This window comes from Muricoccus nepalensis, from assembly GCF_006438825.1.
GTDB lineage: Bacteria > Pseudomonadota > Alphaproteobacteria > Acetobacterales > Acetobacteraceae > Roseomonas > Roseomonas nepalensis.
The window spans coordinates 149,807-172,290 of the sequence record NZ_RCZP01000002.1; the positions used below are offsets into that span (position 1 = coordinate 149,807).

Sequence of the window (22,484 nt, forward strand, 5' to 3'; positions counted from 1 at the left end):
CGATCTTGCACCCGAATAGCGGGTGCGGAGCCGTGGCAAAAGGCAAGGGCGAAGGCGTCACCATCGTCATCAAGAAGGAGGAGGGGGGCGAGGGCGGCCACCACGGCGGCGCGTGGAAGGTCGCCTACGCCGACTTCGTCACGGCCATGATGGCCTTCTTCCTCCTCATGTGGCTGCTGAACGCGACCACGGAGGAGCAGCGGCGGGGCCTGGCCGACTACTTCAACCCGACCAACGTCATGGGCCAGCGCCCCAGCGGCTCGGGCCAGCCCTTCGGCGGGCGCACCCCGAACGAGACGGGGCAAATGGCCTCCAACGCCTCCTCCGTGCGGGTCGAGACCGGCCCGCGCCCCGTGGTCTTCGACCTCGAGGAGGACGACAGCAACACGCCCGCCAGCGCGGTGGAGCGGCGCGAGGGGCCCAAGGGCGACGACGAGACCGCGACGCCCGCGCGGCTGCTGGCCGAGCGCTCCGCCGCCATCCGCGCCTCGGCCTCGGCCGCCCCGCCCGGGGAGCGCGAGGCGGGGGACCGCGAGACGGGCACGGGCTCCGCCGACGTCACCAAGGCCACCAGCGAGGCGCTGCGCGAGGAGCACGAGAAGCGCGAGCGCGAGGTTCTGGACCGGTTGGCCGACCAGGTGCGGGCCGCCGTGCGCGACGACCCGGCGCTGGCCGACCTCGCGAAGCAGCTCCAGGTGGAGCAGACGCCGGAAGGCCTGCGCATCCAGATCCTCGACGCCGAGCGCCAGCCGATGTTCGCCCTCGGCGGCAGCGTGCCGGCGGACAAGGCGCGGGCGCTGCTGGCGAAGGTGGCGGCGGTGATCAACCGGGTGCCCAACGCCGTCTCCATCAGCGGCCACACGGACGCCACGCCCTTCCGGCCCGGCGCCCGCTCCAACTGGGACCTCTCGACGGAGCGCGCTAATGCGACGCGCCGTCTGCTGGTTGAGGGAGGCATCCCCGAGAGCCGGATCCGCAGCGTGGCGGGCCTGGCCGAGCGCGAGCCGCTGATGGCCAACGACCCCGGCAACCCCGCCAACCGGCGGGTCTCCATCCTTCTGCTGCGCGAGAACACGAGGAACGCCGCACCGTGACGACGATCATCGGCTTCGTGGTGATGATGATCACCGTCTTCGGCGGCTACACGCTGTCGGGCGGCAAGTTCGACATCATCCTGCACGCCCTGCCGCTCGAGGGGATGATGATCGGGGGGGCTGCGATCGGCGCCTTCGTCATGTCGAACTCGATGCACGACGTGAAGCACACGCTGGGCGGCTTCGGGAAGCTGCTGAAGGGCGCGCGCTTCCACAAGTCCGACTACGTGGAGATGCTGTCGCTGCTCTACTACTTCGTGCGACTCGTGCAGACGAAGGGCGCCATGGCGCTGGAGGCGCATATAGAGAAGCCCGACGAGAGCCCGGCCTTCGCGAAGTTCCCCAAGATCAAGGCGAACCACCACGTTGTCGCGATCATCTGCGACTACCTGCGGATGGTCGGGATGAACGCCGACGACCCGCACCAGATCGAGGACGTGATGGCGCGCGAGCTGAAGAAGATCAAGGAGGAGGAGCTGCACCCCTCCCACGCCATGCAGAACATGGCGGACGCGCTGCCGGCGCTCGGGATCGTGGCCGCGGTGCTCGGCGTCATCAAGACCATGGCCTCGATCGACCAGCCGCCGACGGTGCTGGGCGGCATGATCGGCGGCGCGCTGGTGGGGACCTTCCTCGGCGTGCTGCTCGCCTACGGCGTCATGGGCCCCATGGCCGCGCGGCTGAAGGGCGTGGTGGACGAGGAGCAGAAGTACTTCGAGGTGATCCGCGCGGTGCTGGTGGCCCACCTGCACGGCAACGCGCCCCAGGTTTCCGTGGAGACGGGGCGGAAGATGGCGCCCTCCAGCCACATGCCCACCTTCCAGGAGCTGGAAACGGCGCTGCAGGAATTGCAGATCGCCTGATCCCCGGGCTACGCGGCGGGGATGGACGACACAGCCCCCTTCCACGACCTCATCGGCATCACCCTCGACGAGTGGCGCGACGGCTTCGCCCGCCTCGCCCTCGTGGTGGAGCCCCGGCACCACAACCGCAGCGGGGTGCTCCACGGCGGCGTGCTCCTCTCCATGCTCGACCAAGCCGGGGGTTATGCCGGGCTGTTCTGCACGGTGCCGGGGAACGTCCGGCGGGCGGTGACGGTCGACCTCGACTGCCGCTTCACCGGGCAGGTGACGGAGGGCCGGATCGTGGCGGAGGGGCGGGTGGTCACCGCCGGGCGAAACATCTTCTTCACCCGCACCGAGGTGCTCGGGCCGGACGGGACGATCGTGGCCTTCGGGGCCGGCACGCATCGCTGGCGGGGCGGGAGCAACCTGCCCGAGGGCGTGCCGGCCGATTCGCCCCTTCGGTGAGGCGGGGCGTCAGGCCCCGCCCCAGTTCATCGTCAGCCCGCCGTCCATCACGATCGTCTGCCCCGTGATGTAGTCGGCGTCCGGGCCGGCGAGGAAGAGGGCGAGCTTGGCAATCTCCTCGGGCTGGCCGGCGCGGTGCCAGGGGATCTCCTTGAAGGAGGCCTCGCGCTTGGCGGGGTCGTCCAGGCGCTCCTGGGTCATCGGCGTCTGGATCAGGCCGGGGGCGATGCCGACCACGTTGATGCGGTGGGGGGCGAGCTCGACCGAGAGGCTGCGGGTGAGGGAGCCGAGCCCGGCCTTGGACATGCCGTAGGGCGCGCTGCCGTCCGTCGGCAGGTGCTGGGCGACCGAGGAAACGTTGATGATCTTGCCGCCCCCGCCGGCGGGGAGGCGGTGCTGGAGAAAGGCGCGGGCGCACCAGAGCGGGCCGAGGAGGTTCGTGCGGATCACCACCTCGGCGTCCTCGTCGCTGATCTCGGCCACGGGCTTCTTGCCGCCCATGCCCTTGCCCGCGTTGTTGACGAGGATGTCGGGAATGCCGAGCGCGTCGCGCGCCGCCTTGAAGGCGGCGGTGACGGAAGCGGAGTCCATGACCTCCATCCGGGTGACGAAGGCCTGGCGCCCCGCGGATTCGACCCGGCCGGCCGTCTCCCGCGCGCCGGCCTCGTCGGTGTGCCAGGTGACGGCGATGTCGGCGCCGGCGCGGGCCAGGGCGACGGCGATCTCCGCCCCGATGCCCGAGTCCGACCCGGTGACGAAGGCCACCTTGCCCTGAAGAATCATCCCGCGCCTCCGTTCGTCCGAGCCGTCTCAAGCGCGGGAACGAGGGCGCGGTTGCCCGTCAGCTCTTGCGGAGGCCGCGGAGATTGGCGCTGACGCGGCGGCGGGCCGGGCTGGCGGCGGCGGCCATGACGGCCGCCGGGTTCTCGCCCCGCAGGGCCGCGCGGCCGGCGGCGAACCAGCCCTCGGTGAAGGCGCGCTGCTTCTCCAGCGCCATGCGGGTGAGCTCGGCGGCCGCGCTGTCGGGCTTGGCCATGAGGTCGGCGCTGCGGAGCGCGAAGACCCAGCCGGCCTGCCAGGCGAAGAGGGGCCAGTTGCCCCCCGCGCCGGCGGCGGCCTTGCGGGCGCGGCTCACAGCTTGGCCATGACGGCTTCGGCGCTGCTCACGTCGAAGGCGCCGGGCTCCTCGACGCCGACATAGGTTGCCTTGCCGTCCTTGGCGACGAGGGCGAAGCGCTGGGCGCGGACGCCGAGGCCGCGGGCCGTCAGGTCCTGCTCGAGGCCGAGCGCCTTGGTGAAGGCGGCGCCGCCGTCGGCGAGCATGACCACCTTGTCCTCCACGCCCTGGTCGCGGGCCCAGGCCTGCATGACGAAGGCGTCGTTCACGGCCACGCAGGCGACGGTGGCGACGCCCTTGGCCTTCAGCGCCTCGGCCTGCTGCACGAAGCCGGGCAGGTGGCGCGCCGAGCAGGTCGGGGTGAAGGCGCCGGGGACGCCGAAGAGGACGACGGTGCCGCTGCCGAGGAGGGCGGCGGTGTCGACCTCCTTCGGGCCCTCGGCGCTCGCCTGCATGATCTTGACGGAGGGAATGGCGTCGCCGGTCTGGATGGCCATGGGGGGTCCTTGAAGGGGATGGGCCCGGGGAGTTTCGGCGCCCCTTCGGCCGGGCTGTCAACCGGCAAGCGGCGCGCGGAATGCGTTCGGGCGGGTTGCAGTGCCCGGGTTGCAGTGCCCGGGTTGCAGTGCCCGGGTTGCAGTGACTGGGGGGCGCCGCCATCTTCGCGGAATGACGCGGCGCCCGAAGGACAAGGCCTCCCCCCCTCCCGTTCCCGACGAGGACATGCCCGACGAGGGCATGGAGGGCGAGGCCGAGTCCCCCCCGATTCAGCTCTCCCGCATGAAGCGCTCCCCCGCCGAGGAGGGGTGGCTCGGCGGGCAGTTGCTGATCGCCATGCCCAGCATGGAGGACCCGCGCTTCGCGCGCGCGGTCATCTGCCTCTGCGCCCACTCGGCGGAGGGGGCGATGGGCATCGTGCTGAACCGCGCGATCGAGAACCTCACCTTCGACGACCTGCTCAAGCAGCTCGACGTCACGCCGGTGCCGCCGGCGCGGCGCATCCGGCTGCACGCGGGCGGGCCGGTGGAGGGCGGGCGCGGCTTCGTGCTGCACACCCAGGACTGGTCGAGCGAGAGCAGCCTGACGGTGGACGGCGGCTTCGCCCTGACCGCGAGCGTGGACATCCTCAAGGCCATCGCCGGCGGCGGCGGGCCGCGGCAGGGGTTGCTGGCGCTCGGCTACGCCGGCTGGGGCCCGGGGCAGCTCGAGAGCGAGATCCAGCACAACGCCTGGCTGAACGTGACCCCGGACGAGGCCATCCTCTTTACCGAGGAGGACCAGGACGCGAAGTGGCGCCGGGCGCTGGCGAAGCTGAAGGTGGATCCGCTGCTGCTGGTGGGGACGGCCGGGCGGGCCTGAGCCGCCGGGCGCCCCCGCGCCCTAGTCCGCGAAGCGCCCGACCGGCGTGCCGGCCACGCCCACGTCGAGGACGACGAGGCGCCCGTCATGCGGGCCCGTCTCCTTCTGCAGGCTTGTCACGAACAGCGTGCGCAGGCCCGGCCCGCCGAAGCAGGGCATGGTGGGGGAGCGCACGGGCAGCTCCACGAAGCGGTCCAGCGTGCCGTCGGGCAGCCAGCGGTTGAGGCGTCCGGCCGAGACGCCGGCGCTCCAGTAGGCGCCCTCCGCGTCCACCGCGCCGCCGTCGGGGCGGCCGATCGCGTCGGTGGGGCGGGCGATCTCGCGCCGGTTCGAGATGGCGCCCGTCGCGGGGTCGTAGTCCCAGTTCCAGATGACCGAGGCGCGGCTGTCCGAGTGCCAGAGCGTCCGCCCGTCCGGGCTCCAGGCGAGGCCGTTGGAGATGACGAGGCCGTCCGCCAGGCGCACGCAGCTCCGCTCCCCCGGCGAGAGGCTCCAAAGGGCGGCATGGGGTCCCTTCTCGGGCACGTCGTGCATCGAGCCCACGAGGAAGCGGCCCTCGGGCGAGACCTTGCCGTCGTTGAGGCGGTTCTCCGGCCGGTCCGGCTCCGGCGCGGCCACGCGGTAGAGCGAGCCGTCCTTGGGGTCGAAGCGGTGGATGCCCGAGCGCAGGCCGAGCAGCAGCGTGCCCGAGCGGCAGAGGCCGAGGCAGCCGACCGGCTCGGGCATGCCCCAGGTCTCGGTCTCCCCGGTCTCGGGGTCGGTGCGGTGCACGGCGGGGCGGGGGATGTCCACCCACCAGAGGCGGCCGAGCTCCTCGTCCCAGACCGGGCTCTCCCCCGTGCCGGCGGCGGGGGCGACGTCGAGGATGCGGATGGGCGCTGTCATCGGGCGGAGCCTTGCTGCTGGGAGGGGCGCGGTGACCGGGCGGGCCTAGCCCGGCGGCAGGGCCTCGGCCAGGAGGTCCCCGGTCTCGGGATGGCGGGCCATGTAGGCGGCGACGAAGGAGCAGCGGGGCACGACGCGCAGCCCCTCCGCCCGGATGAGGTCGAGCGCACCGCGGACGAGGCGGGAGCCGACGCCCTGGCCGGACAGCGCCTCCGGCACCTCGGTGTGGACGAGGATGATGCGCCCCTCCCCGCGGCGGTAGGCGATGAGGGCGAGCTGCCCGTCCACCCTCATCTCGAAGCGCTCCGCCGCGCGGTTGTCGGTGACCTCGCCGGGCATCCCTGTTCCCTCCTTCTCGCCGGACACGAGCGCTGAACGCCCCATCGCTGAACGCCGGGCGGCGGCGGGCGTTCAGCCCTTCTCGACGATGAAGCCGATGGAGGTCGCGACCAGCCCCATGATCGAGAGGCGGAGATGCGGCGCCTCCGGGAGGGAGAGGGGGCTGTCGTTGCCGGGGTAGGGCGGCAGGTCCACGAAGCCGTCGAGCACGCCGGTGCCGGTGCCGAAGTCCACCGGCAGCATCCGGTGGCCGGCGCGCGCGAGGCGGGCGCCCAGTTCCTCGATGTGGCGGCGCTGGAAGAGGACGGTGGAGCCCTCCTCGATGGTCGGGCCCTCGGGGTTGATGTTGAACTCCGTGGTGTGGACGGCAACGCCGCCCGGCCGGAGGCAGCGCATCGCCTCCACCACGAAGTCGAGCCCCTGCGCGATCGAGCCGCAATGCTCCAGCGAGCAGACGGACCAGAGGAAGTCGAAGCCCCCGTGCAGGTCGGCGGGGATGCGGTTCATGTCGACGGGGCGGAGGGAGACGCGCGCGTTGAAGGCGTCGAGGTCGATCAGGCCCGGCTTGAAGATCGTGTCCACCCGGCCGCCGTGCTGGTCCGTCTCGATCCAGTTGCGGGCGCGCAGGTCCCGGGGGTCGAGGTCGGTCGCGACCACCTCCGTGCCGCGGGCGGCGAAGAAGCTCGGCAGCCATTCCGCGCCGACCGCAAAGCCGAGGCCGCGCTTGCCCGGCGCCATCATGCCGCGCTCGTGCAGGGCCTGGAGGGCGTAGCAGTCCTCCCAGACCTTGCGGTGGTACATCGGCACGAAGCCGATCCGGCCGCACCAGTGGCGGAGCCAGTCGCCCTCGATGTCCTCCTGCCGGCAGAGGCGGCCTCCGAAGCCCATGGTGACGGGCTCCGGGGGGAGGGGGGCGGCCCGGCCGGCCAGCCCCGCCTCGTAGAAGCGGCTCGCGATGGCCGAGCCCATGACCTTCGTGTTCCAGGCCGCCAGCTCCGCGTTGCGGGCGGTGGCGCCGGCGGAGACCTCCAGCGAGTGGATCTTCCGGAGGAGGTTGCCCGCCCCAAGGCGCTGGGCCCCGCGGGCCAGGGAACGGAGGCGGCGGAGCAAGGCGGGTCTTCCCTTCCCGGGCGATACGACCCTCTCTAGCCGCCGCCGGATCGGCTGACCACCCTCGCCTAGCTGTCCAGCCGGATGCCGAGCTCGCGGATGAGCGGGCGCCACTCCGCGTTCTCGCGCGCGACGAAGGCGGCGAAGTCGGCGGGGGAGGGGTTGGCGCGCTCGATGCCGAGCGTGGTGAAGCGGGCCTGCACCTCCTCCGAGCCGATGGCGCGGGAGAGCTCCGCGGCCAGGCGCGCGACCACCGGGGCGGGCGTCGCGGCGGGGACCGAGATTCCCTGCCAGCCATAGGCGATGGCGCCGGCGTGGCCGAGCTCGCGCGCGGTGGGCACGGCGGCGCTGGTGGGGGAGCGCGCCTCGCTCAGCACGCAGAGGGCGCGCACCCGGCCGTCGGCGATGAAGGCGGTGCCGGTCGCGCAGTCGATCATCACGCTGTCCACCGTGCCCGCCAGCAGGTCCTGCATGGCCGCAGGGCCGCCGCGGTAGGGGACGTGGGTGGCCTCGAAGCCGGCGCGGCGCTTGAACATCTCCATCGCCAGGTGGTGCGGCGAGGCGACGGCGGGGGTGCCGTAGGTCGGCGCGCGCCCGGCCGCGGCCGTGATGTAGCCCGCGAGGTCCCGGATCGGGCTGTCCGCCCGCACGACGAGGAAGAGCGGGAAGCGCCCGATGAAGCCAACGCCCGCGAGGTCCCGGTCGGGATCGTAGGGCAGGCGGGCGTAGAGGGCGGGGTTGTAGACGAGGATGCCGTTGTCGACGTGCAGCAGCGTGTTGCCGTCGGGCGCGCTGCGGGTGACGGTCTCGCTCGCCACCACGGCGCCGCCGCCGGGCCGGTTCTCCACCACCACGTTCTGGCCGAGGCGCGGCCCCATCTGCCCCGCGATCATGCGCCCGAAGAGGTCCGAGGCGCCGCCGGGCGGGTAGCCGATGATCAGGCGCAGCGGCCGGTCGAGCCAGGCGGCCTGGGCGTGGCCGGCGTTGGGCAGGAGGGAGGCGGTGCCGAGGCCGAGGGCCCCGCGCGCGAGGCCGCGTCGCGTCAGCATGAGGGTGGATCCCGTCCGGGGGTTGCGGCGGGCATCATGCGGCAGGGCCCCGGCCCCGCCAATCCGGGAGCGGGACGGTTTCGGCGGGGGCGGGCGGCGATCCGCCCGCGCGCGGGTCAGGCCAGGGGCAGGACTGCCCAGAGAATCGCCAGCCAGAGCGGCAGCGTCGCGACGGCCACGAGGTGCTGGAGCGTGGTCATGGCCGCCATCAGCGGCGCGTCGCCCCCCATCATCCGCGCCATGACATAGGCGGTCGTCGCGGTGGGCTGGGCCATGAAGACGGTGGCGATGCTCGCGGGCAGCGGGTCGAGCCGAAGGGCGAGGCAGAGGAGGAGGGTGAGCGCGGGCATGGCGAGGAGCTTCCAGGCCGTCGTCGCGCCCTGCAGCACCAGGCGGTCCCGGAGCGCCTCGGCGCCGAGCGCCGCGCCGACCGCGAGGAGGCCGAGCGAGACGGTGGCCTGGCCGAGGCTGCGCGCCAGCGGGCCGATGCCCGGCAGCAGCCCGCCGAGCGCCGCCAGCGCGAAGCCGGCCGCGCAGCCGAGGATGAGCGGGTTCAGCGCCACCTGACGCAGCAGCGCCCCCGGCCGCGGCCGCACCCCGCCGCCGAGGGCGAAGGCCACCGTGAGGATGAGCTGCACGCAGGGCACGATCAGCCCCACCGTGACCGCGGCGAGCGCCGTGCCCGGGGCCCCGAAGACCGCGCCGGTGATGGCGAAGCCGAGGAGGTTGTTGAAGCGGATGCCGCCCTGCAGCACCGAGGTGGTGCCCGGGTGCGCCTGCCCGAAGGCGCGGGCGAGGAGCAGCGAGGCGGCGGTGCCGAGCAGGAGGGCGAGCCAGAGCGACGCCGCCATGCCCGCGACCGGCAGCGCGCCCAGGTCCACCGAGGAGAGGGAGCTGGCCAGCAGGCAGGGGAGCATCACCCAGAAGACGAGCTTCTCGATCCCCGCCCAGACGGCGTCCTCTCGCAACAGGCGGCGCTTCAGGAAGGCGCCGAGGCCGATCAGCCCGAAGGCGGGCAGGAAGGCGTCGAGCCAGGACTCCATCCCGGCTCAGCCATGGTCCTGGGCGGGGGCGTTGCGGGCGAGGCCGCCAAAGGCGTCGAGCAGCCGGCCGCGCCAGGCGTGCACGGGGTCGTCGGGCGTGAGAAGGGGGAAGGCGGAGACGCAGCGGGCCCATTGCAGGGGGCCGAAGACGATGTAGTCCGCCGCCCCGGCCGTGGGGCCGGAGAGCCAGGGCCGCTCGCGCAGCACCATGCGCAGCGGGTGGAGGTCGCGCCGCAGGGCCTCCACGTCCGCCTCGCGGTTGGCCGTCACCTCGGCGAGCGGCTTGCCGAAGCGGGCCTCCCGCGTGCGGGTGAAGTAGGCGGCGTCCTCCGGGGCGAGGTGGGCGGGGATGTCCGAGACGACGAGCCGGACCACGGCGGGCATGAGCACCGCGTCCGCCCAGGTGTTGACGAAGCGGGCGAGCGCCCGCCCGCCCTCGCCGCCGAAGAGGGTGGGGGCGCCGGGCCAGTGGTCCTCGAGGTAGCCGAGGATGTTCCAGCTCTCGGACACCGTCTGCCCGCCGTGGCGGAGCACGGGCACCTTGTCGGTGCCGGCGTCCGCGATGGCGTCCTTCTCAGTGAAGCGCCAGGGCCGCGCCTCGTGCGCGATGCCCTTGTGGGCGAGGGCCATGCGGACGCGCCAACAATAGGGGGAGAAGCGGTGCGCGGGGTCGGCGCCGCAGAGGTCATGGAGGATCACGGACATGGCGCTATGCTGCGCCCGGAAAGGGATGGGGGGAAGCGGATGGCGGAGGAGGCCTTGCTGGCGCTCGACCAGGGCACGACCTCGACGCGGGCGATCCTGTTCGACGCCGCGCTGCACCCGAGGGCCACGCACCAGGTGGAGCTGCCGCAGCACTTCCCGAGCCCGGGGCGGGTGGAGCACGCGCCGGAGGACCTGGTCGCCCATTCCGTCGCCTGCCTGCGCGGCGCGCTGGAGCGGGGCGGCGTCGCGGCCGGGCGGGTGGCCGGCATCGGCATCACCAACCAGCGGGAGACGACGATCCTCTGGGACCGGGCCACGGGGCGCGCGGTCCACCCCGCCATCGTCTGGCAGGACCGCCGCAGCGCCGGCATCTGCGAGAGGCTGCGGGCGGCGGGGCTGGAGGAGCTGCTGACCGAGCGCACGGGGCTGCTGGCCGACCCCTACTTCTCCGCGACGAAGCTCGTCTGGCTACTGGAGGAAATCCCCGGCCTCCGCGCGCGGGCGGCAAAGGGGGACCTCGCCTTCGGCACGGTGGACAGCTTCCTGCTGTGGCACCTGACGGGCGGGCGCGTGCACGCGACGGACGCGACCAACGCCGCGCGCACGATGCTGTACGACATCCGGCGCGGGGAATGGGACGACGACATCCTCCGCGCGCTGGACATCCCCCGCGCCCTGCTGCCGGAGGTGCGGGACTGCGCGGCGGAGTTCGGGAGCACCGACCCCGCCCTGCTCGGCGCCGCCGTGCCGATCCGGGGCATGGCCGGGGACCAGCAGGCGGCGACGCTCGGCCAGGCCTGCTTCGCGCCGGGCATGGCGAAGTCCACCTACGGCACGGGCTGCTTCATGCTGCTGAACACGGGGGAGGCGGCCGTGCGCTCCTCCCACCGGCTGCTGACGACCGTGGCCTGGCAGATCGGGGGGCGGCGCACCTACGCGCTGGAGGGCGCGATCTTCGTCGCCGGCGCCGCCGTGCAGTGGCTGCGCGACGGCCTGGGCATCATCCGCACCGCAGCGGAGGCGGGGGAGCTGGCGGCGCGGGCGGACCCGGATTCGGGCGTGGTGATGGTGCCGGCCTTCACCGGCCTCGGCGCCCCGCACTGGGACGCCGCGGCGCGCGGGGCCATCCTCGGGCTGACGCGGGGGGCGGGGGCGGCCGAGATCGCGCGGGCCGCGCTGGAGAGCGTCGCCTGGCAGACGCGCGACCTGCTCGACGCCATGCGCGCGGACTGGCCGGAGATGGGCACGACCGTGCTGCGCGTCGACGGCGGCATGACCGCCAGCGACTGGACAATGCGCTTCCTGGCCGATGCCCTGCAATGCCCGGTGGACGTGCCGGCGGTGGCGGAGACGACGGCGCTGGGGGCCGCCTACCTCGCGGGGGTGCAGGCGGGGCTCCTCCCGCCGCCCGGGGACGGCACGGCGCCCGGCGCCACCCACTGGCAGCGGCGGGTCCGCTTCGAGCCCGCCATGCCCGCGGAGGAGGCGGCGCGGCGGCACGGGGCGTGGAAGGTGGCCGTGGGGCGGGTCGCGCGGGCCTGAGCCGGTTTTCCGGCGGCGTCCCGGAAGCCTTCGGCGCGGGCGCCCGTTCCGTCGGCGAAGCCGGGAGAGCGCGATGCAGCCGATGAAGCCCATGGAACCGATGAAGCCGATGGAGACGGGCCCCGCCTGGTGGCCGGAGGGGCTGGGCGCGCCCTCCTCCAGCGGCGGGCAGGACGGGATGCGCTACGCCTTCTTCCCGGAGGCGAGGCGCCTCGCGGTCGAGCGGGACGGGAAGGTCGAGGTCTACGACAGCGGCGAGCACCGCATCACCGGCGTCTCGCAGGACGGCGGCGCCCCCGTGTTCCAGGGGGAGGGCGGGGCGGTCCGCGTCGAGGACCTGCGCCGCGCCGACTGACCCCGCGGCTCAGGCGCCGCGCGTGTTGACGTAGACGGAATAGAGCGAGCGCGCGCCGGTGATGAACAGGCGGTTCCGGTGCGCGCCGCCGAAGCAGAGATTGGCCGCGCGCTCCGGCAGGTCGATGTGGCCGATCGGGGCGCCCGCGCTGTTGAACACGCGCACGCCGTCCTGCTCCGCCGTGCCCATGCCCCAGCCGCACCAGAGGTTGCCGTCCTCGTCCAGGCGGAAGCCGTCCGGCGTGCCGCCGGGCTCGGCCACGATGAAGTCGCGGCGGCCGGAGAGGCGGGCGCCGTCCACGGCGAAGGAGAGGATCTTGCGCGGGTTGGTGCGGCTCTCGACGACGTAGAGGAGGGACTCGTCGGGGCTGAAGGCGAGGCCGTTCGGGCCCTCGATGCCCTCGGCCACCACCTCCAGCGTGCCGCGCGCGGGATCGCAGCGGTAGACGTTCTGGGGAAGCTCGGGCTCGGCGCGCTCGCCCTCGTTGTCGGAGAGGATGCCGAAGGGCGGGTCGGTGAACCAGACCGTGCCGTCGGACTTCACGACGACGTCGTTCGGCGAGTTGAGGCGCTTGCCCTCGAAGCGGTCGGCCAGGACGGTGATGCGGCCGTCGTGCTCCGTGCGCGTCACGCGCCGCGTCAAGTGCTCGCAGGTGACCAACCGCCCCTCGCGGTCGCGCGTGTTGCCGTTGGCGAAGTTCGACGGCGCGCGGAAGGTGGTCGTGGCGCCGGTCGCCTCGTCCCAGCGGAGCATGCGGTCGCCGGGCACGTCGGACCAGAGGAGGCAGCGGTGGTCGCCGAACCAGACGGGGCCCTCGCCCCAGCGCGTGCCGCCCGCCAGCTTCGCGACGGGCGCGTTCATCAGGCGGTAGCGGGCGAAGGAGGGATCGAGGTCGCGCAGGCGCGGGTCGGGATAGCGGGCCGAGGGAACCCAGGGGGCCTCGTTGTCGAAGGGGCGTTCCATGCGCGCAGGCTGCGCGGGGCCGCAACCCGCCGCAAGCCCCCCACGTTGCCTCCCCGTGCACTGACAAGGGAGAAACAAGCGATGCGCGGCATCCTGCTCTGGCTCATCGGGATTCCCATTCCCGTCATCCTGCTGCTCTGGCTCTTCGGCGTCCTGCACTAGGGCACGGCCTCCCGCGGGCGGGCCACTCAACGGCGCTCTCGCCTCCGCGCCGCATCGCGGACAGGATGCGGCGCATGGACGCCCCCGCCCGCACCATCCCGCAGAGCCCGCGCGCCGAGGCGACGCGCCGCCGGATCCTCGACGCCGCGCTCGAGGAATTCGCCGCCCGCGGCCTGGCCGGCGCCCGGGTGGACGACATCGCCGCCCGCGCCGGCGCCAACAAGCGCATGCTCTACGCCTATTTCGGCAACAAGGAGGACCTCTGGGTCGCCGTGCTCGAGGCGGCCTACGCGCACAAGCGCGAGGAGGAACGGGCGCTGCGGGTGGACGATCTGCCGCCCGCCGAGGCCATGGCGAAGCTGGTGCGCTTCAACCTTCGCTACACCGCGCGCCACCCCGAGTTCGTCGCCCTGCTGAACCAGGAGAACCTGCACCGCGCGGCCTATCTCGGGCGAAGCGAGCGGGTGCCGGCCCTCTACTTCCCGCTGTTGGACACGCTGCGCGCCGTGCTGCGCCGCGGCGTGGCGGAGGGGGTGTTCCGGGGCGGCGTGGACCCGATGCAGGCCTATGTGACGATCGTGGCGCTGGGTCATTTCTACGTGTCCAACCTGCACACGCTCTCGGCCATCTTCGGCACCGGCCTCGGCTCCGAGGCCGCGATCGAGGCGCGGGAGGCGCACTCGGTGGAGGTGGTGCTGGGCTGGCTCCGGCCTTGACGCAGGCCTCTCGCCGGCCTTAGGTAACCGCACGGTTACTTAAGAAGTGCGGGGAGGAAGCGCGAATGGCGCAGCGGCGTATCGGCCTGGTCATGCACGGCGTGACGGGGCGCATGGGCATGAACCAGCACCTCATCCGCTCCATCGCGGTCATCCGCAAGGACGGCGGCGTCCGCCTGCCCAGCGGCGACCGCCTGATGCCGGACCCCATCATCGTCGGCCGCAACCGGGAGAAGCTGGAGGCGCTGGCCCGCGCGCACGGCATCGACCGCGTGGGCACGGACCTCGACGCCGCGCTCGCCAACCCCGACGACACGATCTTCTTCGACGCGGCCACCACGCAGATGCGCGCCGAGCTGATCCGGCGCGCGATCGGCGCGGGCAAGCACATCTATTGCGAGAAGCCGACGGCCGATAACCTCGCGGACGCGCTGGACCTCGTGCGCGTGGCGAAGGCGGCCGGCATCAAGCACGGCGTGGTGCAGGACAAACTCTTCCTGCCGGGCCTGCGCAAGATGAAGATGGTGATCGACAGCGGCTTCCTCGGCCGGATCCTCTCGGTGCGCGGCGAGTTCGGCTACTGGGTCTTCGAGGGCGACCTGCAGCCGACGCAGCGCCCGAGCTGGAACTACAAGAAGAACGAGGGCGGCGGCATCATCCTCGACATGCTCTGCCACTGGCGCTACGTGCTCGACAACACCTTCGGCGCCACGAAGGCCGTCTCCTGCCTGGGCGCGACGCATATTCCCGTCCGCTACGACGAGAGCGGCAAGCCCTACGACGCCGACACGGACGACGCCGCCTACGCCACCTTCCAGCTCGAGGGCGGGATCGTCGCGCAGATCAACTCCTCCTGGACCACGCGCGTGCGGCGGGACGACCTCGTCACCTTCCACGTCGACGGCACGCACGGCTCGGCGGTCTGCGGGTTGACGGATTGCTGGACGCAGGCGCGGGTGAGCACCCCCAAGCCCGTCTGGAACCCCGACGAGCCGCAGACGATCGACTTCTTCGAGGGATGGGGGAAGGTGCCGGACACCCAGCCCTACCCGAACGGCTTCCGCGTGCAGTGGGAGGAGTTCCTGAAGCACGTTGCCGGCGAGCGCGCGGACTATCCCTGGGACCTCATGGCCGGCGCCAAGGGCGTGCAGCTCGCCGAGGCCGGGCTGCGGTCCTGGGCGGAGCGCCGCTGGATCGACCTGCCCGCGCTGGAGGCGTGACATGGCCACCCTGACCCTGCCCACCGCCGCCGGCGCGCTGGAGGCCTACACCACCGGCGCGCCCGGGGATTTCGCGGTGGCGAAGCCGCCCTACCCGCGTGTGGCCTACGCGGCCGCGCACGTCGTCGCCGACCCGCTGGCCGAGCAGGACCCCTGGCTGGACGCCAAGGTCGACTGGGACCGCACCATCGCCTTCCGCCGGCACCTCTGGTCGCTCGGCCTCGGCGTCGCGGAGGCGATGGACACGGCGCAGCGCGGCATGGGGCTCGACTGGGCGGGCGCGCAGGAGCTCATCCGCCGCTCCCTCGACGCCGCGAAGGACTATCCGGAGGCGGTGATCGCGAGCGGCGCCGGGACGGACCACCTGGCGCCCGGCCCGGACGTGACGGTGGACGACGTCATCCGCGCCTACGAGGAGCAGTGCGCGGCGGTGGAGGGCATGGGCGGGCGCATCATCCTCATGGCGTCCCGCGCGCTGGCGAAGGCGGCGCGGTCGCCGGAGGACTACGTGCGCGTCTACGACCGCGTGCTCTCCTCGGTGCGCCAGCCCGTCATCATCCACTGGCTCGGCGAGATGTTCGACCCGGCGCTGGAGGGCTACTGGGGGCACCACGACCACATGGCGGCCATGGAGGTGGCGCTCGAGGTCATCGCCGCCCACGCGGACAAGGTGGACGGCGTGAAGATCTCGCTGCTGGACGACCGGAAGGAGGTGTCCATGCGCCGGCGCCTTCCGAAGGGCGTGCGCATGTACACGGGGGACGACTTCAACTACGCGGAGCTGATTGCGGGCGATGCCGAGGGGCATTCGGACGCGCTGCTCGGCATCTTCGACCCCATCGCACCGGCCGTCGGCGGTGCGCTGGCCGCGCTGTCGCGGAACGACATCTCGACCTTCCACGGCATCCTGGCGCCGACGGTCCCGCTGTCCCGCCACATCTTCAAGGCGCCGACCCGCTTCTACAAGACGGGCGTGGTGTTCATGGCCTGGCTGAACGGGCACCAGGACCACTTCGTCATGGTCGGCGGGCAGCAGTCCACGCGCTCCATCGGGCACTTCGCCGAGCTGTTCCGCCTCGCCGACAAGGCGGGGCTGCTGTCGGACTCCGAGCGTGCGGCGGCGCGGATGCGGACGCTGCTCGCGCTGCACGGGGTGGCGTGATGGAGGCGCCGCGCTCCCCGCCGGGGCCGCTCTCCCTCAACACCGTCACGGTGAAGGAGCGCTGGGGCCTTGCGGACTGCATCGAGGGCTGCGCGCGCCACGGCATCCCCGGCATCTCCCCCTGGCGCGACGTGCTGCAGGCCATGGGGGTGGAGCGGGCCGCGCGCGCCATCCGCGACGCCGGGCTCTCGGTCTCCGGCCTCTGCCGCGGCGGGATGTTCCCGGCGTCGGACGCGGCGGGTCGGGCGGCCGCGATCGAGGACAACCGCCGCGCCATCGCCGAGGCCCAGGCCATCGGCGCCCCCTGCCTGGTCATGGTCTGCGGCGGGCTGCCGCCGGGGTCGAAGGACATCGACGGCGCCCGCGCGATGGTGCGCGACGGGCTGCACGCCATCATGGACGAGGCCCGCGCGGCCGGCGTGACCGTCGCGCTGGAGCCGCTGCACCCCATGACCTGCGCCGACCGCAGCGTGCTGTCCACGCTTGCCCAGGCGCTGGACCTCTGCGACGAACTCGGCGCGGGCAGCGGCGTCGCGCTCGACGTCTACCATGTCTGGTGGGACCCGGCGCTGCGCGCGCAGGTCGCGCGGGCGGGCTCGCGCGTCGCGGCCTTCCATGTCTGCGACTGGCTGGTGCCGACGACGGACACGGTCTTCGACCGCGGCCTGCCGGGGGAGGGGGTGATCGACATCCCCGGCATCCGCGCCCTGGTCGAGGCCGGCGGCTACCGCGGGCACACGGAGGTCGAGATCCTCTCGCGCCGCTGGTGGGCGGCCGACCCCGACGAGGTGCTTCGCGAGATGAAGCGGCGGCACGGCACCGCCTGCTAGGCTGCCCGGCCACGACCTGGAGGAACGACCAAGAATGAGCACCCCCCGCCGCGCCCTCTTCGGCGCCGCCGCCGGCCTCGTCGCGTTGCCGGCCTGGGCCCAGGCGCAAGCCCCGACCCCGACCCCGACCCCGGCCCCCGCTTTGGGCGCGGCCGAGGCGTGGACGCCCAGCCGCCCCATCCGCTTCGTCGTGCCCTTCGCCGCCGGGGGCGCGACCGACGTCGTCGCGCGCGTGCTCGCGGACCGGATGGGCGAGAGGCTGGGCCAGCCCGTGGTCGTGGAGAACCGCGCGGGATCGGGCGGCAACATTGGCGTCGAGAACGCCGTCCGCGCCCCCGCCGACGGCACCGTGATCCTCATGGGCACCACGGGCACGCTGACGATCAACCAGCACCTCTACGCCAACATGGGCTTCGACCCCGTGCGCGACCTAGCGCCGGTCTCGATGGCCTTCGCGACCGACCACGTGCTGATCGTGAACCCGGCGCACCCCGCCCGCACCGTGCAGGAATTCGTCGCCTGGCTGCGCGCGAATCCGGGCAAGGCGAGCTTCGGCTCGGCGGGCTCGGGCTCCTCCACGCACATGGTGGCCGAGCTGTTCCGGGCGGCGGCGAAGGTGGAGGTCACGCATGTTCCCTACCGCGGCAGCGCGCCCGCGCTGAACGACACGGTCGCGGGCAACGTGCAGTTCATGCTCGACCAGCTTCCCTCCGCCATCGGGCAGATCCAGGGCGGGCGCGTGCGGGCGCTGGCGACGACGGGGCCGAAGCGCACCTCCCAGTTGCCGGACGTGCCGACCATGGCCGAGAGCGGCCTGCCCGACGCGGAGGCGACCTCCTGGGGCGCGGTCATGGCGCCGCACGGCACGCCCGCCCCGGTGATCGCGCGGCTGAACGCGGTGCTGCGCGAGGCGCTGGCCGACCCGGCGATCCAGGCGCGCCTGGTGGCGGCCGGGGCCGACGCGGTCTCCTCCACCCCCGCGGAGCTGTCCCAGAAGATGACGCAGGAGGCCGCGACCTGGGGGCGCGTGGTGCGGGAGGCCCGGATCACGGTGAACTGAGCCCGCTGGCGTCGGGGCGCCGCGGTCAGGCCCGGCGGCTCACCCCTTTGTTAATGGAGTTTATCACGGTATCGCATCTAATATTCGCGTGCTCCCGCGTTGTGCCGATGAGGGGCGGTCAGGAGAGGCGTTCTCCTGGACGCGGTCGTCGGGATGCCGGTCACAAGCATTTCGGCGCCCAAAAACGGGACGCGAGGGGAACGACGAATGGTGGAACAGGACAGCGTGGCGTGCCAGATCCGGCGCGAGCTACGGCGCGCCGGGCGGGACTTGGCGAGCCTCGCCCATGTGGCCGACTACGCTGACTTTCCCCAGGTCGCCGACATGCTGTGGTCCATGGCCGGCCTCCTCGACGAGTGCCGGCCCGGCGAGGCGCCGCGGGCCGAGGGCACCGTGACGCTGCGCGAGGCTCAGCGCGCGTAGTCGGCCACCCCGCGCCGCGCGGCCTCGGCCCGGCCGGCGCGGGTGACCTCCCAGATCGGGTTGTCCACGGCCAGCCGCTGCCCGCCGTCGCGCTGCACGGGGCGGATCACCGCCGTCCCGCTGCCGCGCGACTCGGCGCCGAAGAGTGACAGCGGGACGCGGACGTAGATCCCCTTGTCGAAGGACCCCTCCCCGAAGCGGGAGAAGGGCACGTTGGTAAAGGTGGCGAATCCGCCCACCTCCACGCCGCTGTCGAAGCGCCGCCCCATCTCGATCGTGCCGCCCCAGTCCCCCGCCAGGTAGCGCCCGGCGCGCAGCACGCCGTAGAGGTTCCAGAAGGGCAGGTCGGCGTAGAGCGAGACGTGGCCCGTCGCCACGCCGTAGTTCCGGAAGCCGAAGAGCCCGTCCGTCGCGCGCTGCTGCACGAGGTTGAGGTCGAGGCCGAGGGCGAAGCCGCGGCTGACCGGGCGCCAGAGCACCTCCGACGAGACGCCGCCGAACATCGGCTCGAGCAGCCCGGCGGTCGCGCGCGCGAAGACGTCGGGCGCGATGTTCCAGACGCCCTCGGCGTAGAGGCCGGGGATCGAGGTCTTCCCGTCCCGCGCGTAGAGGGCGTAGTCGCTGCGCACGCGCGGCAGCTTGCTGTCCGACGGCAGTCCGCCCGCGAGGTTGCCGAACACCGCCTGCTGGAGCGCGCCCGAGAGGCTGAGGGCGCCGTATTCCACCCGCGCCCCGGCCGCGGCGGCGCCCTGGTAGCGGACGGTGCTCGTGGGGTCGCCGAGCTGGAGGTTCAGGCGGGGCTCCAGCACCCAATCAAAGCGCGGGCCGGACTCGGTGAAGGCCTCGGGCCCGACGACGCCCTCGGCGGGAAAGAGGGTGGTGGCGGACCAGGCCTCCTCGGGGCTGCCGAGGCCGCTGCGGGGCGCGGCGGCCTCGATCGCGCGGCGGGGCACCAGCAGCGACCCCATCTCCGCCCCCGCCTGCCACCAGGAGAGGCGCAGCGCCTCGACGGCGGGGGGGAGGATGCCGTTGACGGCGCGCAGCACGCGGGAGGCGACCTGGGGGAGGGTGCGGAAACGGCCCTCGCCGATGGCGATCCGCGCCTCGGCGCCGCGCTCCTGGTAGGCGAGGGGACGGAAGCCGGCGGCGCGGAGCGCCTCGAAGGCGGCGGCGGCGCGGCTGTCCTCGTCACCTTGGCTGGCGCGGGCTGGCAGGGCGGGCATGGGGCGGAGCGGCGGGGCGGCGGGCGGGTTCGCCGGGTCCATGCGCAGCGAGATCCGGGCCATGAGGTCCGTGCCGTGCACGAAGGAGAGGCCGGCGTCGACGTGCTCGCCCGACCATTGCAGGCCGAGGTTCACGGGGCTGCGGGCGAGACCCCGAAGTGGGCCGCGCGCGACGGGATAGCCGCCGCGCTCGTCGCGGAGCGCGTCGCCGGACCACTCGACCTTCGCGCGCAGCCCGTCGAGCGCGCCCCAGGGGGTCTCGAAGGTCGGCAGGCTGTACTCGGCGCCGCCGAAGGGGGCGACCTGCTCGCCGCGGAAGAAGTTCAGCCGGAGCGTGCCGCCGCGGCCGACGTCGCGCGGGCGGGCGCGGAAGGCATCGGAGAACTCCGTCAGCGGGTTGGTCAGGTCGCCCCGCGTGCCCAGGCGCCCGAAGCCGAGGCCGGCCGAGAGGTCGAGCGCCCCCCAGCGGCGGGAGGCCACCACGTATTCCCCGCCGTAGATGCCGGTGCCGATGAGGTCCTGCAGCCCGACCGCGACGGCGGGGGTCCAGGGCCCCTCCTCCAGCAGCCGCAGCTTCACGTCGAAGGAGCGGTCAGTCGTGTTGCCGCGGCCGGTGGTGGCGTTCAGCCGGTCGGTGAGGCGGAAGGTGGTCTCCAGGAAGGGCAGGGCCTGGAAGTTGAAGAAGACGAAGCGCCGCTGGTGGCGCTGGGCGACGCCGCCCTCCAGCGTGCCGTCCTCGCGGAAGCGGGCGTTGCGGGTCTCGATGAGGCCCGCGCCGCCGAAGTCGCCGCCGGTCGCCGGCACCTCCTCGGCCCGTCCCGTCGTGGCCGCCAGGGGGAGCAGCGGGAAGGCGAGCAGCGGCAGGAGGGCGAGCCGGGCGGCGCGCGGCATGGGTGGCGTGGATGCTCCCGATTTCGTGATCCAATGGCCATGGCGGGGGCGCGAAGGCAAGCGGCAACCGCCGGTTGAGCGAGGAAAGCGCGGGGATGGACACCGGCCGGACACGCTCCCAGGATCGCGGGCATGACCTTCTCCCTCCTGGGCCGCTGCGCCCGGACCGGCCAGATCGGCGCGGCCGGCGCCACCTCGGACATCGGGGTGGGGGCGCGCATCCAGCACGTCGCGGGCGGGGTGGGGGGCGTGCTCACCCAGCACCGCACCGACCCCCGGCTCGGCCCGCGCGGGGTCGCGCTGCTGCGGAGCGGCTGCGGGGCGGCCGAGACGGTGGCGGCGCTGGTCGCCTCCACCCCGCACGAGGCCTGGCGGCAGCTCGCGGCGCTCGACGCGCGCGGCGGCACCGCCCACCACCACGGCGCCCGCGTGAAGCGGGAGCGGGGCGAGGCGCACGGGCGGGACTGCGTGGCCATCGGCAACATCCTCTCGAGCGAGGCGGTGCCCGCCGCCATGGTCCGCGCCTTCGAGGCCGACCCAGCGGCGCCGCTGGGCGACCGGCTGGTCGCGGCGCTGGCCGCGGGCGAGGCGGCGGGCGGCGAGCACGGCCCGGTCGTCTCCGCCGCGCTGGAGGTGCACGGGGAGCACAGCTTCGCCTTGGCCGACCTGCGCGTGGACCGGGCGGCGGACCCCATCGCGGAACTGGCGGCGCTCTGGCGCGACTACGCCCCGAAGATCGACGAGTTCGTCCTCCGCGCGACCGACCCGGACCGGGCGCGCGGCGGCGCCTCCGGGGGCGTTCCGGGGGGCGTTCCGGGTCCGGGGGAGGCCGCCGCGTGAGGCGCCGCGACATCGCCGCCGGGATCGGCGCCGCCACCACCCTCCTCGGGGGAACCGCCATGGCCCAGACCGCCCCTCCTTCCGCGATCGGCGGCGCCATCACGGCGGTGCCGGGCATCAAGGTCGGCCACTTCACCGAGGCGCGCCGGCCGACCGGCTGCACCGTCATCCTGACTGAGGAGGGCGCGACCGCCGGCGTGGACGTGCGCGGCGCGGCCCCCGGCACGCGCGAGACCGACCTGCTGAACCCCGCCAACCTCGTGGAGAAGGTGCACGCCATCCTTCTCTCCGGCGGCTCCGCCTTCGGGCTGGAGGCGGCGACCGGGGTGGTGCGCTGGCTGGAGGAGCGGGGCATCGGCTACCCCGCCGGCCCCGCGCGGGTGCCGATCGTGCCCGCCGCGATCCTGTTCGACCTCACGGTGGGCGACCACCGCATCCGCCCCGACGCCGCCGCGGGCTACGCCGCCTGCGAGGCCGCGCGGGCGGAGGCGCCGGCCGAGGGCAGCGTCGGCGCGGGCACGGGGGCGACGGTGGGCAAGCTCTTCGGCATGGCGCGGGCCATGAAGGGCGGCATCGGCACCGCGAGCCTCAAGGTGGGCGCGATCACTGTCGGCGCCATCGTCGCGGTGAACGCGGTGGGGGACGTGATCGACCCCGCGACGGGCACGGTGGTGGCGGGCGCGCGGGACGCGGAGGGCCGCCGCCCTGTCGGCGCCACCGCCGCGGTCCTGCGGGGGGAGCTGCCGGCCGCGATGCAGGCGGGCATGGCGACGACGATCGGCGTGGTGGCGACGGATGCGGCGCTGACCAAGGCGCAGTGCCAGCGTCTCGCGGGCGCAGCGCATGACGGGCTCGCGCGCAGCATCGACCCCATCCACACGATGTCGGACGGGGACACGGTCTTCGCGCTCTCGACGGGGAAGGCGGGGCTGCCCGGGAACATGATGGCGCTCGGCGCCATCGTGCCGCATGTCATGGCGGCGGCGGTGCTGCGGGCGGTGCGGGCGGCCCGGGGGATCGAGCCCAGCCCGCCGGGGGTGTCGGAACTCGGGTAGGCCGGGAGCCCGGGGCAATCGCCCGGGCTCC

25 protein-coding genes are annotated in these 22,484 nt (G+C 73.8%); 14 read left to right on the forward strand and 11 right to left on the reverse strand.

Going from position 1 to position 22,484, the window contains the following annotated elements; translation table 11 throughout:
- Positions 1–32: 32 nt before the first annotated feature.
- The 3 genes from EAH89_RS02950 to EAH89_RS02960 are packed head-to-tail and all read left to right on the forward strand — an operon-like array spanning position 33 to position 2,404.
- Positions 33–1,094: a flagellar motor protein MotB gene (locus EAH89_RS02950; protein ID WP_140881287.1), complete on the forward strand. Its 1,062-nt coding sequence runs from the start codon at positions 33–35 to the stop codon at positions 1,092–1,094.
- The gene (gene motA / locus EAH89_RS02955) at positions 1,091–1,957 is read left to right on the forward strand and encodes a flagellar motor stator protein MotA (RefSeq protein ID WP_140881288.1); all 867 of its coding nucleotides are present in this window, start codon (positions 1,091–1,093) and stop codon (positions 1,955–1,957) included. Before EAH89_RS02950 ends, motA begins: the two co-directional genes overlap by 4 nt.
- A 21-nt stretch (positions 1,958–1,978) precedes the next feature.
- Positions 1,979–2,404, forward strand: a complete 426-nt coding sequence (locus tag EAH89_RS02960) for a PaaI family thioesterase (protein ID WP_140881289.1) — start codon at positions 1,979–1,981, stop codon at positions 2,402–2,404.
- A 9-nt stretch (positions 2,405–2,413) separates the two neighbouring features.
- Here the strand turns inward: EAH89_RS02960 and EAH89_RS02965 are convergent, their stop codons facing one another.
- Genes EAH89_RS02965 through EAH89_RS02975 form a run of 3 tightly spaced genes read right to left on the reverse strand, consistent with a single transcriptional unit; the run spans position 2,414 to position 4,018 of the window.
- The gene (locus EAH89_RS02965) at positions 2,414–3,187 is read right to left on the reverse strand and encodes an SDR family NAD(P)-dependent oxidoreductase (protein WP_140881290.1); all 774 of its coding nucleotides are present in this window, start codon (positions 3,185–3,187) and stop codon (positions 2,414–2,416) included.
- A gap of 58 nt (positions 3,188–3,245) precedes the next feature.
- Positions 3,246–3,539 carry a hypothetical protein gene (locus EAH89_RS02970; RefSeq protein ID WP_140881291.1) on the reverse strand — a complete coding sequence of 98 codons (294 nt, stop codon included), beginning with the start codon at positions 3,537–3,539 and terminating at the stop codon, positions 3,246–3,248.
- Positions 3,536–4,018, reverse strand: coding sequence for a peroxiredoxin (locus EAH89_RS02975; RefSeq protein WP_140881292.1), 483 nt, complete (start codon positions 4,016–4,018; stop codon positions 3,536–3,538). The genes EAH89_RS02970 and EAH89_RS02975 overlap by 4 nt, the downstream gene beginning before the upstream one ends.
- Positions 4,019–4,301: 283 nt before the next feature.
- Here EAH89_RS02975 and EAH89_RS02980 point away from each other — a divergent pair, with 283 nt between their 5' ends.
- Positions 4,302–4,880 carry a YqgE/AlgH family protein gene (locus tag EAH89_RS02980; protein ID WP_140881561.1) on the forward strand — a complete coding sequence of 193 codons (579 nt, stop codon included), beginning with the start codon at positions 4,302–4,304 and terminating at the stop codon, positions 4,878–4,880.
- A 21-nt stretch (positions 4,881–4,901) separates the two neighbouring features.
- Here the strand turns inward: EAH89_RS02980 and EAH89_RS02985 are convergent, their stop codons facing one another.
- The 6 genes from EAH89_RS02985 to EAH89_RS03010 form a co-directional block, all read right to left on the reverse strand.
- A complete protein-coding gene (locus EAH89_RS02985; RefSeq protein ID WP_140881293.1) occupies positions 4,902–5,765 on the reverse strand; it encodes an SMP-30/gluconolactonase/LRE family protein in 864 nt (287 codons plus the stop codon).
- A 45-nt stretch (positions 5,766–5,810) separates the two neighbouring features.
- Positions 5,811–6,104 carry a GNAT family N-acetyltransferase gene (locus EAH89_RS02990; protein ID WP_140881294.1) on the reverse strand — a complete coding sequence of 98 codons (294 nt, stop codon included), beginning with the start codon at positions 6,102–6,104 and terminating at the stop codon, positions 5,811–5,813.
- Between the two features lie 72 nt (positions 6,105–6,176).
- On the reverse strand, positions 6,177–7,214 hold the full coding sequence (locus EAH89_RS02995; RefSeq protein WP_241666831.1) for an SAM-dependent methyltransferase: 1,038 nt from the start codon (positions 7,212–7,214) through the stop codon (positions 6,177–6,179).
- A gap of 68 nt (positions 7,215–7,282) precedes the next feature.
- Positions 7,283–8,263: a Bug family tripartite tricarboxylate transporter substrate binding protein gene (locus EAH89_RS03000; protein ID WP_140881295.1), complete on the reverse strand. Its 981-nt coding sequence runs from the start codon at positions 8,261–8,263 to the stop codon at positions 7,283–7,285.
- Between the two features lie 116 nt (positions 8,264–8,379).
- Positions 8,380–9,306 carry an AEC family transporter gene (locus EAH89_RS03005; protein WP_140881296.1) on the reverse strand — a complete coding sequence of 309 codons (927 nt, stop codon included), beginning with the start codon at positions 9,304–9,306 and terminating at the stop codon, positions 8,380–8,382.
- A 6-nt stretch (positions 9,307–9,312) separates the two neighbouring features.
- Positions 9,313–10,011: a glutathione S-transferase family protein gene (locus tag EAH89_RS03010; protein ID WP_140881297.1), complete on the reverse strand. Its 699-nt coding sequence runs from the start codon at positions 10,009–10,011 to the stop codon at positions 9,313–9,315.
- Positions 10,012–10,050: 39 nt separating this feature from the next.
- Between EAH89_RS03010 and glpK the strand changes: the two genes are divergently transcribed.
- Both glpK and EAH89_RS03020 read left to right on the forward strand, forming a co-directional pair.
- A complete protein-coding gene (gene glpK / locus EAH89_RS03015; protein WP_140881298.1) occupies positions 10,051–11,553 on the forward strand; it encodes a glycerol kinase GlpK in 1,503 nt (500 codons plus the stop codon).
- 73 nt (positions 11,554–11,626) lie between these two features.
- Positions 11,627–11,908: a hypothetical protein gene (locus tag EAH89_RS03020; RefSeq protein ID WP_140881299.1), complete on the forward strand. Its 282-nt coding sequence runs from the start codon at positions 11,627–11,629 to the stop codon at positions 11,906–11,908.
- 9 nt (positions 11,909–11,917) lie between these two features.
- On the opposite strand, the gene EAH89_RS03025 is transcribed toward EAH89_RS03020, so the two are convergent.
- The gene (locus EAH89_RS03025) at positions 11,918–12,871 is read right to left on the reverse strand and encodes an SMP-30/gluconolactonase/LRE family protein (RefSeq protein WP_140881300.1); all 954 of its coding nucleotides are present in this window, start codon (positions 12,869–12,871) and stop codon (positions 11,918–11,920) included.
- 236 nt (positions 12,872–13,107) lie between these two features.
- Here EAH89_RS03025 and EAH89_RS03030 point away from each other — a divergent pair, with 236 nt between their 5' ends.
- From EAH89_RS03030 to EAH89_RS03055, 6 genes are all read left to right on the forward strand, one after another.
- Positions 13,108–13,749, forward strand: coding sequence for a TetR/AcrR family transcriptional regulator (locus EAH89_RS03030; RefSeq protein ID WP_140881301.1), 642 nt, complete (start codon positions 13,108–13,110; stop codon positions 13,747–13,749).
- 65 nt (positions 13,750–13,814) lie between these two features.
- Positions 13,815–14,969 carry a Gfo/Idh/MocA family protein gene (locus EAH89_RS03035; RefSeq protein ID WP_140881302.1) on the forward strand — a complete coding sequence of 385 codons (1,155 nt, stop codon included), beginning with the start codon at positions 13,815–13,817 and terminating at the stop codon, positions 14,967–14,969.
- Between the two features lies 1 nt (position 14,970).
- Positions 14,971–16,131: a dihydrodipicolinate synthase family protein gene (locus EAH89_RS03040; protein ID WP_140881303.1), complete on the forward strand. Its 1,161-nt coding sequence runs from the start codon at positions 14,971–14,973 to the stop codon at positions 16,129–16,131.
- Positions 16,131–16,961, forward strand: coding sequence for a sugar phosphate isomerase/epimerase family protein (locus EAH89_RS03045; RefSeq protein WP_140881304.1), 831 nt, complete (start codon positions 16,131–16,133; stop codon positions 16,959–16,961). Before EAH89_RS03040 ends, EAH89_RS03045 begins: the two co-directional genes overlap by 1 nt.
- A gap of 34 nt (positions 16,962–16,995) precedes the next feature.
- The gene (locus EAH89_RS03050) at positions 16,996–18,021 is read left to right on the forward strand and encodes a Bug family tripartite tricarboxylate transporter substrate binding protein (RefSeq protein WP_140881305.1); all 1,026 of its coding nucleotides are present in this window, start codon (positions 16,996–16,998) and stop codon (positions 18,019–18,021) included.
- Between the two features lie 207 nt (positions 18,022–18,228).
- Positions 18,229–18,444 carry a hypothetical protein gene (locus EAH89_RS03055; protein WP_140881306.1) on the forward strand — a complete coding sequence of 72 codons (216 nt, stop codon included), beginning with the start codon at positions 18,229–18,231 and terminating at the stop codon, positions 18,442–18,444.
- Here EAH89_RS03055 and EAH89_RS03060 read toward each other — a convergent pair.
- A complete protein-coding gene (locus EAH89_RS03060) occupies positions 18,432–20,558 on the reverse strand; it encodes a YjbH domain-containing protein (protein ID WP_140881307.1) in 2,127 nt (708 codons plus the stop codon). The genes EAH89_RS03055 and EAH89_RS03060 overlap by 13 nt on opposite strands.
- A gap of 132 nt (positions 20,559–20,690) precedes the next feature.
- Between EAH89_RS03060 and EAH89_RS03065 the strand changes: the two genes are divergently transcribed.
- Positions 20,691–21,398, forward strand: coding sequence for a DUF1028 domain-containing protein (locus EAH89_RS03065; protein WP_140881308.1), 708 nt, complete (start codon positions 20,691–20,693; stop codon positions 21,396–21,398).
- A complete protein-coding gene (locus EAH89_RS03070; RefSeq protein WP_206667433.1) occupies positions 21,395–22,453 on the forward strand; it encodes a P1 family peptidase in 1,059 nt (352 codons plus the stop codon). The genes EAH89_RS03065 and EAH89_RS03070 overlap by 4 nt, the downstream gene beginning before the upstream one ends.
- The last annotated feature ends 31 nt before the right edge of the window (positions 22,454–22,484 follow it).